Consider the following 12,497-nt stretch of genomic DNA (forward strand, 5'->3'; position numbering starts at 1 on the left):
ATGTCGTCTCGGTCCTCGGCCGCGTGGACGACGCCATGATCGCGGAGCTTATTTTGACGGAAGCTTCGCTGGCAGAGTTGAAGGAGGCCTGGGCCTGGGTCTTCGGAGACGACGCATTGATGGGTCCTACTACTCATCGGGAAGCAGGAGGTGGCCGAAGCAGCAGAGGTGGGACCGCTCGTGTAAGAACGAGTTGGTCGAAGCCCAGTTCGGTTGTATTCTACACCCCTGCGGAAGCGGGAGCTTACCCCCGTCCGGGCCAACGTTGAGGAACTGGCCTCCAAGCGACCGGAACTCCGTGACGTCTTCCTCTGCCATGCCTGGGACGATCGACAGAAAGCTGCCAAAGACCTTAACGACCTTCTTGAAGCACGCGGAGTCCGGGTTTGGTTCAGCGAGAAGGACATTGGCCTAGGCGAGCCGTTCATGCGCTCCATTGATAAGATTGGCCAATTCGCGAGGGGGAATTGTGTTGGTGACTCCCGCTATGCTAAGCACCCTCCCTAAAGGGGTGTTGCCGATAAGGAACTTTCGGCACTACTGGCGGGCGAGCGACTAGTGCCCATCGTGCATCAGACAACATGACGCTCTCCGCGAAGTAAGTCCCCTACTGGCCTCGCGAAACGGGCTAAACACAGCGGAGTCCACGATGGCAGATGTAGCGGCGAAGCTGGCCGAACTGGTCACAGTCTAAGCTGGACTGTTGATTTGCGCTGAAAGCTGACCCGGGGCAGTTCTCAGTGGGCAATCAACACCGCCAGTTTCAGATGGCAAGCGCGCCCAATATCGTACCTCGGCTTTCCGTGCAGCAGCGTTACTTTACGCCAGCCGTTTTCGAATTTCGACATATCCTCCAGAACATTGGAAACCAAGGCTGCGGTTGAGTTGCATCGCTGGCCGATTGCGGTCGAGGTTCGTGGTTCGCATTGTTGCGATACCGTGTTCGCGGGCAGCGGCGATCAGAGCTTGCTTCAACGCACGGCCGACTCCTTTTCCGCGCCACTCTCTCGAAACGCCAGTAAAGAAGGAATAGATATCATTTCCCATGGCGTGCCCAACTGTCAGCCCGATTGCGCGCCCTCCTGACCTGGCAACAATCACCCAGTCATCTCGCGCCGCAGGATTGTCACGCAGTACGTCGCGACAGCGCGCCATGGTCCAGTTCGGCAGACCTTCCATGTCGGGAGCCTCGGCAAGGAGAGCGCGAAACAGGCTCAGCACGTCATGCCAGTCTGATTCTGTTGCGGCGGTCATGTTGCGCAGATTCACGTCGATCGTGTGACCGGCTGACTTTTGGAGGTTTTCTGTGTTACTATCGACCATGTCGAGGATACTGTCGAACCGGACAGCATAACGACGAAAACCGCGACGCTCCGCCCAATCGAGCGCGTCGGCGGCTATCTCGGGAATGGTTGCGGTCAAACCCACATAGCGCATGGCGCGAGCCTCGCGCTCCAACTCCTCCAGCAGCCCTGACCCAAAGCCGGATAATCGGCTTTCTTGTCTCGTGCAGATCAGCACCGACAGGTGATCAGGAGGCGAATATGGTGCGACAGCAAGCTGTCCGATGGCGACGGTTCTTCCATCAAGACGTGCCACCAACCTCAAGCGCAAGTCCTCAGTCGGCCAGCGCAGCTCACGGGCTGCGAACTCCGCCATGTCGAGCTGCGCCGCTCGCGTCAAGTTCAGGAGTTGCAGCCAGTCGTGGGCGTGGCCGGGGACGTAGGGAACGATCTTCATGGGATTGCTTTCATTCTGGCCCAATGCACAAAGGTGCGCCGGGGTCGGGCGCAAGCATTTCGTCACCTCGTTATGAATCCTTTGAGCGGCAAGCGCATCGCGACGTGAACGTTCAAAAGTCCTTCCATTGAACCTTCTATATGTCATCATAGTTTGGCGACAGTAATCCGGCGAAGAAGAGCGGGCCGGGGCGTACACATCGGACGGTCGCCGGCAACCCCTCCAGGTGCCGCGTAGGCGCGGTCAATCGTGTTGGAGGCTGCCCAGTGGACACCAACAATACCGCGCTGCGGTGCATATGGTACACACGGCTCCCTTCATGATCCGCCCTCCTTACGGATATATCGGTTCGAGTCCGACCGCCGCATTACTCACGCTGGACATTTTCAGGGCGCTGAACCCGCGGGTTCAGATCAAGCGCGCCAAAGTCGTGCCTCGCTTGTCCGAGCAACTGCATAGCGTGCAAACGGCCCTCAACGGGCGTATCGGATTCTGAATGAATCAGGGCTCGCGGGGTCTCGGTCGACGACCTGAACCGGCGGGCGAGCCCACTGCCATACGCCGGTACCCGTCACGCGTGAGAAGGAGATTATCCCTCGCGTGCCATCGACCGCGATGCTTGACCAAGATTCGGCAATGCGCGCCCTGCCGGTTCCGTGCGAGCGCATCGCCTCGGCGAGAGCAGCGATCGTATCATAGCCCTCGAAGGCGACAAAAGAAGGCGCTTCGCCCAACCGTTCGCGGAGCGCGGCTTGGACGCGGACGCCAAGGGAACCCAAGCGCTCCGGCAAGTAGCGCAAGAACGGAATCGCTGTGCCGGCGACCTGTTGTTGTGTAGTCCACCCGCCAAACTCCGGTTGCCCTGCCGGAGCACCAATCGTGACTCCTGCGAGTCGCGAATCGCGGCGCACCGACTCAACGATCGATATCGCCGGTTCAGGGTAACCCACGAGAAGAAGCAGCGTCTTGGTACGAATGGAAGCTAATTCGTCGCACAACGCCACCGGTGAGAGCGTGCGCATGTCGAGTTCGATGACGTCGCCTCCGCGCGGTCCTAGGTAATCGCGGAGAATGCGTATGCCCGACGCCCAATAGGCGCTCGGTTCGACTGCGACAGCAATTCGGGCATGACCAGCATTGATGAGGAAGTCTGCATAGACCTGCCATCCGTAGGATTGCATCGGGGCCAACCGCGCTACCCAATTAGTTGGCTGGTCGGTGAGAGCGTCGAGAACCGCCGACGAACAGAGGAATGGCAGGCCGATGGAGTCAGCTCTAGAGGCGACCGCGCGAGCGACAACGCTGTGATACTCGCCAGCCAAGGCTGCAACGCCCAGCGAGTCCAGTTCATCAACAACTGCTATAGCGCGCTGTGGATCGGCCGCCGTGTCGCGCACCAACAGTTCAAGGGGGCGTCCGATAATTCCTCCGGCGCGGTTGATGTCGCATACACCCAGTTCAAGTCCGCTAAGAAGGTGCCGGCCTGCTTCGACCCAACCAGGGCGGCTTAGTGGGATCAGAGCGCCGATGCGTACTGCCGATGTGTCGACTGAGCGCTTTCCTTCTGACGACGACGCTGCGTTCATATCTCGGCGTTCCTCCTACGGACTGGTCAGCAAGGCATTTCGATCAGGCATCTCACGCTGCCTCATGTAACATGGTGTCGGTCCGATCGTCCGTCTTACGAGGTTCAGCGGCAGTAGCGTTCTCGATTTTTTGCGCACTGCGGGCCTTGGCCGCCGACGCCATCGAGCGAGCCAGCCTCAATAACCTCCTGCTCGCTGGATTGTCGTTCTTGCGTGACCCGGTTGCGCAGAATGGAAGCACTTCGTTTGCTATTGGTCGGAATGCCACGCCGGTGATCAAAGTTGCGGTAGCGGCTTCGCTGGCTAGCGTGAGGCGCCGTTCGATTGGAACAAATAATAGAAGGCGGTCCCGGCTGACGCATTGCGAGACAATTTCAGGTCGGTGTGCGAAGTGAGCGAGGCGCTGCACCAGATGAGCACATATCTCTGGTCGCGGTGCTGCGTCCGTAACCATGAAGGAATGTTCGGCCATATCACCCCAATCAATCTCCGCAATTTGTGTAAGCGGATGGTCGGCGGGCATGACTGCAAGGACTCGCTCGGTCCACAGTTGCTCGGATTCACAATCCTGCCACTGCATGGTGCCCGTGATGAAGGCGATGTCCAACTGAAGTTGCCGTACTGCCGAAACGTGGTCGCAGGAATCCCCTTCGATTAGTTCAACGCAGATGCTTGGATAGACGCCCTTGTAGGCCCGCAGGAGATCGAAGAGGAATCCCGATGCAATTGACGAATACAGGCCGATCTTTACGTGCCCGGTCTCACCGCGCCCAGCATCAGCGACCGCCCTTGCGCCATCCTCAATCTGCCGAATTGCTTTTCGCGCTCCGAGTAGAAACCGCTGCCCCGCTAGCGTGAGGCTGACACCGCGAACGTCACGACTAATCGCAGATTCCCGAACCCCCAGTGCGCCGCTCGCCTTCCGGAATCTGCCACACTCAGATGCGGCCAAAAAACACCGAAGGTGACGGAACTCGATGAAACCAATTTCCGCCCGCACTTGCTTACCTTCCCATTAGTCCGAGCCGCGAACGGCCTGGTTTAGCTTTGATCTGGTCATTTCACACTGTCTGTAAGATAAAGCTCTTTGATAGGCGTACCTCCATCAACAAAGAACTTTGCGCTGTCTTTCAACGCCTGGAAGATGCGAGGAATTGCAATCCGACCGACTTCTGGATATCGGCCGTCGAACGCACCGACACGAATAGCAACAGCAAGATCAAATAAATCCTCACCGGGAGGCAATTCAAACTCCTCGGCAGATATACACTTAAATTCAAGCGTTACGCCTCCTTCCGGCGCAAGACGAATGGATCTTGATTTCGCGATTGCGCCGCCAGACCTGTCTATACCAAGCACGTATCCGTCGCCGATGCGCTCAGAGATCTCGCGCGCCATCGCGCCAGTGCCGCATCCAATTTCCAAAATTCTCATGCCGCGTCGCAATGGAAGCGCGTCGACAATCGCTCGTAACCGAGATGACAGCATTGCGTACCTCGACCTTGACAGCTATCAATATGTTTGTAATTAATCACATATGGGTCGTCAAGTCATTCCCGAAACCGAACCGATCTGGCGCGCGCTTGCTGATCCCTCACGACGTGCGCTGCTGGACCTGATGAGCGATGGCCCGATGACGACACAGCAACTCTGCGCTTATTTTCCGACATCACGCTACGCGATCATGGGCCATCTCACCGTCCTCGCAGAAGTCGGGTTGGTATTGGTGGAACGTCGGGGACGGGAGCGCCTAAATCACCTCAATCCGGTTCCGTTGCAACTGGCCTATGATCGCTGGCTGAAGCCGCTGTCGGCCTCGGCGGCGGCGATGCTGACAGGATTGAGAGCGGCTGCGGAGAGTGCAGGAGGAATAATGGATCTGGGCATCGACATTCGTGCAGAGCATGTGGTTCGCCGCGATGCGACGGCCACTTGGGACGCGCTCATGCGCCTCGCTGCTTGGTGGCCTAGGTGCTGGCCGGAAAGTGAGAACTTGGTTTTCGAGGCGCATGTTGGAGGGCGGCTCGGAACGCTTGAGGCGCCTGACACGTCATTCGATGTTCAGGGCGGAGGAACCCTCTGGGGCGTGGTCGAGGAGTTCTATCCGGCCCGAACGTTGACCGTGCGTGGCGCCATGGGGTTATGCGGCCCTGTTTCAGGATACTGGCGAATGGACCTCGTCCCGGAGGACGACGCAACACGTGTCACGCTCCAGCATCAAGTTGCCGGTCTGGTTTCCGACGAGGATCGCGATTGTTTCGCGACCGGCTGGATAAGAACCCTGCGGGCATTGGCCTCCGCTGCTGAAGCGAAACGGTAAGGCTGTATTTCGCATGGAGCAATATACCGACGCCGAAGTTGAGTGTGCCAGCCCAGGTGACAATCCCAACCTCGCGGGTGGCTGTCTCTGTGGTCAGGTGCGTTACGTCGCCCGATGCCAACCGGATTTCGCGGGCTTCTGCTATTGCCGCGACTGTCGTCGCGTTTCCGGGACCGGCCGGGTCCCATTTTTGGGCGTCCGATCTCATAGTGTCGATGTAACCGGCCGGATGGCGGAGCACACGAAACGCGGCGGCACGGGCAAGGCGATTTCGCGATTCTTTTGCCCCAAGTGCGGAACGCGCCTCTTCGCAAAGCCGCAATCCGCTCCGGACACGATGATCCTGTATGCGGGCACTCTGGATAATCCGTCGCAGTTTGAGCCGACCATTGCAATACACCTTGAAGCGCGCGCGCCCTGGGAGCCACTACCCGTTGGACTTGCTCAGTTCCGGCAAGACGTGGACGCATGACCGCGGAGCACGAACATGGCGCAGAGGACCACGTTGCACGAAACTACGACCATATTGCCGATCGATACGCTGTTCATTTCTGCGACGAGCTAGAACGGAAGGCATTCGATCGACTGATGCTCGATTGGTTGGTCGATCGCACGCGCAGTGGAACCCTATGCGACCTTGGTTGCGGTCCTGGCCATGTCGCAGCGTATCTCGCTCGCCGCGCAAGCTCGGTCGTGGGCATTGACATTAGCCCCCGGATGGTCGCTGGAGCACGCGGTCGATATCGAGGAATTACGTTCCAGCAAGGCAATATGTTGGATTTGGATGGAGTTCTAGAGGCCACATTCGCAGGAATATCGTGCTTTTACTCGATCGTTCATCTGAGGCGAGACCAATTGCGCGATGCGTTCAGAGAGATGCACCGTGTGTTGACCCCGCAAGGTTGGCTTCTCCTTGCCTTCCACGTCGGTGAGGAGCGATGCCACGTCAGGGAATTTCTGGGAAGAACCGTGGATCTAGATTTCCAGTTCTTTCTTCCTGGGGAGATCTGCAAGGCACTTGAAAAAGCGGGCTTCACAGTAAGGGAAGCGCTTCTTCGAGAGCCATATGCAGGCGCGGAAGTCGAAACACAGCGGTCATACATCTGGGCTCAGCGAGCGTAATTAAGGTTGGGGCGCGCAATGCCGTATGAATATCCAAGCCGTCGCGAATTGAGGCAGATCCGAAACCATGCGTGATATCCATGCTCTTGCACATCAGATTTTTGATCGCCAGCCTTTCAGCACCAGCCTTTCAGCAAATGGATGGGCGCGGCACTTTCCACAGCTGGGACGATTGTGTCGAGATTACCCTGCCAATCCGCGATGAGCACAGGCAGCAACATGAAGTATACGCCACTGAAGCCAACGGCGAAATGCTATGCGCTCTTGCGCAAGCAACCACCGTTTCAGCGCGATAAGAATGGCCTGCCAAGTGGCCCCTCATCCGCCGACAGAGAACCGATCCAAGTCCTCCGCCACACTGATTCTGTTTGGAAACTGCCGACGCACATCCGCCACGGCATCATCCAGTGCAGCTAGGGACCATTGATTGCCGCCGTTATCGTCGTTTGGCGCTCCCATAAGGTGAGACAAAACGAGATGCTTGATATGCGCTTTATTTGCCGCACGCCCTATATCCTCGGGTAGTGCCACAACGTCTGATAGAGGCTTCCCCGCGATTCCGCCGTTCGCGATTAGGTGGGCAACCATTAGATCTGCGCCCTTTGCAAAACTAGAAAAGGCAGGATCGCGCATGGTCTGGTCGCCCGCAAAAACGATCGAACATCCAAGGCTATCAATACGAAATGCTCGCGTCGGCGCCTGCCCGTGCTCAACACTATAAGATGAGATCGTTAGTTGTTCATCTGCCGCAAGTGACACATCGCCCGTGGAAGCTGTGATGAAGTGGATCGGAAAACTAGGGTTAGACACGAGCGCTGACATGCATGGATAGGCACCAGCCGTCCCAAATAGTTTTTTCCAGAAAGTCTCAATGTCGGGGAAGTCATTACCTGCGGGTGGTCCAATCAACTGAAGTGCTGCGGAGCGCCCAGCTGTGAGTTCCCCCCAGAAGTAGTCCGGAAAGCCCGAAACATGGTCGGGGTGGAGATGCGAAACTAATAGTATCTGAACCTCTCCTGGGCGTACTCCAACTCGAGCCAATGCGTGAGGAGTATCGCCGCCCATGTCGACGACGAGTCGGGGAATGCCGTCAAACCTGAGCAGGTATGCCGCGCTACCGCGCCCGCCACCGTGCATTGGTCCACCGGAACCGAGAATTTGGAGTTCCACGTGATGATTACGACTTTGGGTGGACATTGGTGGTATCACGGCTGAACTGCACAACACGGGAGTTCATCGATCCGTTGATTTTCAGTGATCGTGTCAGGCACGGGTAGGCCGACGACCGAGCGAATAGGAACGATGCCTCCCCATGCTGGCCACGTGAGATCGTTGCTGTCCTCATCCGGCGAACCGACACGAATTTTGGCCGATGCTTCTGCCAAAGAAACTGCAATGATGCGAGTTGCCTTGAGTTCCTTGGATGTAACTGGCCGCAATGTATCCCAACGTCTAGGAAAGAGGCGTTCCATCATCAGACGCAACTGCATCGCGCACACCTCCGGATCGGAAATCAAGCGGCCTTTGCCAATGATAGTCGCCGAGCGGTAGTTGGCGGAGTGGTGGAATGCGGAGCGCGTTAGTACGAGGGCATCGAGATGGGTGATGTTCACGCAGATGGTTTGCGCAGCAGCAGCCTTCACCATTCGACTTGCAGTCGAACCGTGAAAGTACAAGTTCTCGGAGTCGTGCCAATATAGCGTCGGCAATACAAATGGTTGCCCGTCATGTAGGAAGCCAACGTGGCACAGAAAGCCGGCGTCCAATATGGTCAGTATTGTCTCTCGATCGTAGAAGCCGCGTTTGTGGAAACGTCTCACGCGCGTTCGTTGCGTGACGGGAACTGTTCGGTTCGGGTTCATAGCCGCCCTAGTGATTATCGCAGAAGTCGTTTATTTATCAGGTCCCTGATATTGGAGTCAACATAGTGCAGAAGCGAAGCGATGGAACGAGTATCCCAGCCATTGGCGAAGGCAGGCGAGGTCTCGAGGGACACCTGCTTTATCTTTTGCGCCAAGCAAGTACCGCCGCACAGCAAGCTGTTGACCGCAGCCTCGTAGATCTCGGTCTCAGCCTTGCGCAGTATTCAGCACTAACGATGATCAGTTCATATACGAATATTTCGAGTGCTGAACTCTCTCGTCTTTCGATGCTAACGCCTCAAAGCGCGCATGAAGTCGTCCAGCGCCTTGTTGTCAGAGGACTGATCTCGAAATCCCTGGCGCAAGAAAACAAGCGCATCCATCGTCTCCGAATCACGGCCGATGGTCGAGAGTTGCTGGCCAAGGCGCGTAGGCACTCGGAACCTGTTGAACTGCTGTTGAAAGAGGAAGCAGCGGGCATCAATGAAGCAGAGATTCGCAGATGGCTCGTTGCTATTGCTAGCAGACTTCAACTTCCGAGTTGAGACGGCCCCATCTCTGCGATGCTGAGTAACGGTATTGACCTAGGGTCAGGACTTATTAGTTTGGTTTGATCTGTGATTCAGGTTCTCCATTTGAGGTCCTGATGGTTGATTTGTTTCTGCTGAGCCATGCGCGGATTGCGCGACTTTCGCCGCATTTTCCGTTGGCCCATGGGGTGCCGCGTGTCGATGACCGACGTCTGGTAAGCGGGATTGTCTATTTGATCCGCAACGGCATGCAGTGGAAGGACGCGCCCAAAGGCCTATGGACCGCACAAGACGCTCTACAACCGCTTCATGCACTGGAGCCGGCTGGGAGTGTTCGACAAGATCTTCATGGCGCTCAGTCAGGATGGCCCCAAGCCGGAGCGGATCATGATCGACGCGACCCATCTGAAGGCTCACCGGACAGCGGCAAGCCTTCTAAAAAAGGGCTGTTCCCCGCCATATCGGACGCACCAAGGGCGGGCTGAACTCCAAGCTGCACGCCGTATGCGATCAGGCCGGACGGCCCATCATCCGCAAGCTCAGCGCCGGTCAGGTCAGCGACCACAAGGGGGCTGCCATGGTGCTTGACCAACTGCCGGCCGCCTCCCACTTGATCGCCGACCGAGGCTACGACAGTGTCTGGTTCCGCCAGGCACTCACCGACAAGGGCATCGTTGCCTGTATCCCATCAAGCCGAAGCCGCAAGATCCCATTCCCCCACGACAAGGCCATCTACCGCCAGCGCCATAAGGTCGAAAACCTCTTCGCCAAACTCAAGGACTGGCGCCGCATTGCCACGCGCTACGACCGCTGTGAACACACGTTCTTTTCGGCAATCTGGATCGCAGCAACCATGATCTTCTGGATCAATGAGATGCCGTAACGGGGCCCGCGTCGCGCACTTCATGTTATCGCTTGCACGCTGACCGGTGCGGATTCCGACGAAGCCGGCCATGCATTCCGAACTGAAGCCGGCCACCTATTCCAATTTCATTCCGACCACCGTTCCGATTTGAAGCCGGCCACTTTCTGGGTCTGAACCTGGGTCGTTTTGGATGCTTGGTTCGAGTTCGGTTGAAGGTCAAGCAGGCGATGAATCCGGTGGTGACATGGATCGCCGTTTTCGCAGGCTCTCCCCGGACAACTCGATACGGTAGGCGTTGTGGACGAGGCGATCGAGGACGGCGTCGGCGATGGTGGGATTTCCGATGATTTCGTACCAGCGGTCGACGGGAACCTGGCTGGTGACGATGATCGATCGCCGCTCGTATCGGTCTTCGACGATCTCAAGGAGATCGCGCCGCTGATCGTCGTTCAGCTTCTCCGGTCCCCAGTCGTCCAGAATGAGAAGATCGGTCGGCAAGGGGTGACGGCCGATACGCCAGAGTCTTGAAGGCGCTGGCAAGGTCCAAGCGCGCAGGCAAGCCAACTCTTGCCGACGCCGGCCGGGCCGGTCAACAAGAGGCCATGCCGCTGGCGGATCCAGTCGCAGCTGGCCAGCTTGAGAAAGACCCCGCGGTCGAGCCCCCGGGCGACGCGAAAGTCGGTGTCTTCGACCTGTGCGTCGTGCCGTAATCTTGCGGCGCGGGCGCGTGCCTCGAAGCGCTTCTGGCGCCGCAGCGTCGCCTCTCGTTCGAGCAGAATGGCGAGCCATTCGCCATGTTCGAGGGCTCGGGCTTCGGGTTGCGCATCAAGGTCCTGGAAGCCTTTGGCCATACCATGAAGGCCGAGTTCGCAAAGCATGTCGAGGGTGGGATGGGTCAGCATGATCGATATCTCCTCAATGGAAGTAGCCGGGGCCGCGCAGATTGGCGTGGTCCATGACGGCGGCGGGTTCGGTGGCGGGTCTTGCGGCTTTGTGATTGGCCCTGATCGATGCGATGCCCTTGCAGGTGAGCCCTCCGATCTCGATGGCGCGGGCGGATACGGCCTCGACGCGGTCACGTTCGATGTCGCGAAACAGGCGCAGAACCCCCAGGCATGTTCTGAAGCCCTGCTCGGGATGCGGGCGGCTGGCCAGGATGGCGACGATCAGCCCCTCGGTCTGTGGTCCGACCGAAGCGGCCCAACGGCGGAAGCGATCCGGCGTCCATTCGGCGTATCGCCGGTGGGAACTAGGCATGTGGTCGGGGTCGGTCCATATCGGCGCTGATGAGCCGCAATCCGCTTGCCGCGGTGGAATATCTCGATCGTCCGGGTCGTCGCCCTGAGATCGACCTGCTGGCGGATGAGGCCGTGCGGCACCGAATAGAAGAAGTTGCTGAACTCGACGTGGTAGTCGGTGGCGACACGAGCGAAGCGCCATTCGGCGAACTCGTAATCCTCCACAGGCAGGCTGGCGAGCGCGGGACCTTCGACCGTCTGGAAAAGATGGCGGCGGCTGACGCCAAGACGGCGCATAACATGATCGTTGATGCGATCGAGAGCTTCCGCGATCGCGGCATTGGCCTCGGCGAGCGAGAAGAAGGTCTGCCGCCGCATCCGGCCCAGGATACAGGTCTGGGCGAAACGAACCCCATTCTCTACCTTCGCCTTGTCCTTCGGGCGTCTCGGCCGCGCCGGCAGGACGCCGACGCCATAATGCGACGCCATCATGCCATAGCTGCGGTTGATCTCCGGATCGTAGAAGGAGGCCCGGTTGGCGCCGGACTTCAGATTGTCGGGCACGATCAGGCGGGGAACGCCCTCGAAGGAACGGAACATCCGCACATGGGCGCCGATCCAGTCCGGCAGGGTTTGCGTCCACGTCGCTTCCGCGTAGGTGAAGTTGGAGGCCCCGAGAACGGCGACGAAGATCTCCGCCTCGCGGATCTCGCCGGTGCGCGGGTCGACAATGGCGATCTTCTTGCCCGAATAGTCGACGAAGACCTTGTCGCCGGCGACGTGATGCTGCCGCATCGTCGGCGAAAGCCGTCGTTCGAAACCGCGAAACAGATCGCAGAAGCGGCTGTAGCCATAGCCGCCGGGATGAACGGCGCGATATTCCTCCCACAAAATGAGAAGCGTAACGCCCGGCTTCTTGAGCTCAACGACAAGGTCGGCCCAGTTCGGTTCAGGCCGCCGCCGCATGCCTTGCTTGACCCCGGCCCGTGCGAACAGCTTGCCCTCAAGAGCATCGTCGGTCAGTTCACCCGGCAACGGCCAGTTCAGGCCTGAAGCCGCGGCACGCTTGAGGCTATCCTGAATGGTGCTACGCGCCACCCCGAGCGTCAGCGCGAGGTCCCGGGCGCTGGTTCCGTCCCCGGCAAGCCGGAGCATTTGTCTCAATTGTCTCATGGTCAGCTTCCTCTTTGCGGGCATTACGCTTTCCTTGTTCGATACAAGGAGCGTCATGCCG

The 12,497-nt window shown here is 58.4% G+C and carries 11 protein-coding genes and 3 pseudogenes; 6 read left to right on the forward strand and 8 right to left on the reverse strand.

The window, feature by feature from the left end; genetic code table 11:
* The first annotated feature begins 213 nt into the window (after positions 1–213).
* Positions 214–507, forward strand: coding sequence for a toll/interleukin-1 receptor domain-containing protein (locus H5P29_RS32985; RefSeq protein ID WP_312883617.1), 294 nt, complete (start codon positions 214–216; stop codon positions 505–507).
* A 312-nt stretch (positions 508–819) separates the two neighbouring features.
* Here H5P29_RS32985 and H5P29_RS25735 read toward each other — a convergent pair whose 3' ends face one another.
* The 4 genes from H5P29_RS25735 to H5P29_RS25750 all read right to left on the reverse strand — a co-directional run bounded on the left by H5P29_RS25735 (position 820) and on the right by H5P29_RS25750 (position 4,760).
* A complete protein-coding gene (locus H5P29_RS25735) occupies positions 820–1,740 on the reverse strand; it encodes a GNAT family N-acetyltransferase (protein ID WP_067964872.1) in 921 nt (306 codons plus the stop codon).
* A gap of 473 nt (positions 1,741–2,213) precedes the next feature.
* A complete protein-coding gene (locus H5P29_RS25740; RefSeq protein WP_067964874.1) occupies positions 2,214–3,326 on the reverse strand; it encodes an ABC transporter substrate-binding protein in 1,113 nt (370 codons plus the stop codon).
* A 52-nt stretch (positions 3,327–3,378) separates the two neighbouring features.
* On the reverse strand, positions 3,379–4,326 hold the full coding sequence (locus H5P29_RS25745) for a LysR family transcriptional regulator (protein ID WP_246787000.1): 948 nt from the start codon (positions 4,324–4,326) through the stop codon (positions 3,379–3,381).
* A 56-nt stretch (positions 4,327–4,382) separates the two neighbouring features.
* Positions 4,383–4,760: a class I SAM-dependent methyltransferase gene (locus H5P29_RS25750; RefSeq protein ID WP_246670894.1), complete on the reverse strand. Its 378-nt coding sequence runs from the start codon at positions 4,758–4,760 to the stop codon at positions 4,383–4,385.
* A gap of 103 nt (positions 4,761–4,863) precedes the next feature.
* On the opposite strand from H5P29_RS25750, the gene H5P29_RS25755 reads away from it, so the two are divergent.
* The 3 genes from H5P29_RS25755 to H5P29_RS32995 all read left to right on the forward strand — a co-directional run bounded on the left by H5P29_RS25755 (position 4,864) and on the right by H5P29_RS32995 (position 6,768).
* On the forward strand, positions 4,864–5,646 hold the full coding sequence (locus tag H5P29_RS25755) for a helix-turn-helix domain-containing protein (RefSeq protein ID WP_067964878.1): 783 nt from the start codon (positions 4,864–4,866) through the stop codon (positions 5,644–5,646).
* A 13-nt stretch (positions 5,647–5,659) separates the two neighbouring features.
* The gene (locus tag H5P29_RS32990; protein ID WP_083948668.1) at positions 5,660–6,118 is read left to right on the forward strand and encodes a GFA family protein; all 459 of its coding nucleotides are present in this window, start codon (positions 5,660–5,662) and stop codon (positions 6,116–6,118) included.
* Between the two features lie 116 nt (positions 6,119–6,234).
* Entirely contained in the window at positions 6,235–6,768 is a 534-nt protein-coding gene (locus H5P29_RS32995) for a class I SAM-dependent methyltransferase (RefSeq protein ID WP_371818658.1), read from the forward strand.
* A 318-nt stretch (positions 6,769–7,086) separates the two neighbouring features.
* Here the strand turns inward: H5P29_RS32995 and H5P29_RS25770 are convergent, their stop codons facing one another.
* Positions 7,087–7,965, reverse strand: coding sequence for an MBL fold metallo-hydrolase (locus tag H5P29_RS25770; protein ID WP_083948669.1), 879 nt, complete (start codon positions 7,963–7,965; stop codon positions 7,087–7,089).
* An 8-nt stretch (positions 7,966–7,973) separates the two neighbouring features.
* On the reverse strand, positions 7,974–8,630 hold the full coding sequence (locus tag H5P29_RS25775) for a pyridoxamine 5'-phosphate oxidase family protein (RefSeq protein ID WP_083948670.1): 657 nt from the start codon (positions 8,628–8,630) through the stop codon (positions 7,974–7,976).
* A 65-nt stretch (positions 8,631–8,695) separates the two neighbouring features.
* Here H5P29_RS25775 and H5P29_RS25780 point away from each other — a divergent pair, with 65 nt between their 5' ends.
* Positions 8,696–9,175, forward strand: coding sequence for a MarR family winged helix-turn-helix transcriptional regulator (locus H5P29_RS25780; RefSeq protein WP_083948671.1), 480 nt, complete (start codon positions 8,696–8,698; stop codon positions 9,173–9,175).
* A gap of 101 nt (positions 9,176–9,276) precedes the next feature.
* Positions 9,277–10,043, forward strand: a pseudogene (locus H5P29_RS25785) (IS5 family transposase).
* A gap of 198 nt (positions 10,044–10,241) precedes the next feature.
* Here the strand turns inward: H5P29_RS25785 and H5P29_RS25790 are convergent.
* Positions 10,242–10,927: pseudogene (locus tag H5P29_RS25790) on the reverse strand (ATP-binding protein).
* A gap of 13 nt (positions 10,928–10,940) precedes the next feature.
* Positions 10,941–12,460, reverse strand: a pseudogene (gene istA / locus H5P29_RS25795) (IS21 family transposase).
* Positions 12,461–12,497 lie beyond the last annotated feature (37 nt).

This window comes from Aminobacter sp. MDW-2 (assembly GCF_014250155.1).
GTDB classification, from domain to species: Bacteria; Pseudomonadota; Alphaproteobacteria; order Rhizobiales; family Rhizobiaceae; genus Aminobacter; species Aminobacter ciceronei.

What these genes read in the sequence shown, in the direction of transcription:
- H5P29_RS25775 (WP_083948670.1), bottom strand. Translation starts at nt 8,630, where the DNA reads ATGAACCCGAACCGAACAGTTCCCGTCACGCAACGAACGCGCGTGAGA.
- H5P29_RS25755 (WP_067964878.1), top strand. Translation starts at nt 4,864, where the DNA reads ATGGGTCGTCAAGTCATTCCCGAAACCGAACCGATCTGGCGCGCGCTT.
- H5P29_RS25735 (WP_067964872.1), bottom strand. Translation starts at nt 1,740, where the DNA reads ATGAAGATCGTTCCCTACGTCCCCGGCCACGCCCACGACTGGCTGCAA.
- H5P29_RS25740 (WP_067964874.1), bottom strand. Translation starts at nt 3,326, where the DNA reads ATGAACGCAGCGTCGTCGTCAGAAGGAAAGCGCTCAGTCGACACATCG.
- H5P29_RS25750 (WP_246670894.1), bottom strand. Translation starts at nt 4,760, where the DNA reads ATGAGAATTTTGGAAATTGGATGCGGCACTGGCGCGATGGCGCGCGAG.
- H5P29_RS32995 (WP_371818658.1), top strand. Translation starts at nt 6,235, where the DNA reads ATGCTCGATTGGTTGGTCGATCGCACGCGCAGTGGAACCCTATGCGAC.
- H5P29_RS32990 (WP_083948668.1), top strand. Translation starts at nt 5,660, where the DNA reads ATGGAGCAATATACCGACGCCGAAGTTGAGTGTGCCAGCCCAGGTGAC.
- H5P29_RS25770 (WP_083948669.1), bottom strand. Translation starts at nt 7,965, where the DNA reads ATGTCCACCCAAAGTCGTAATCATCACGTGGAACTCCAAATTCTCGGT.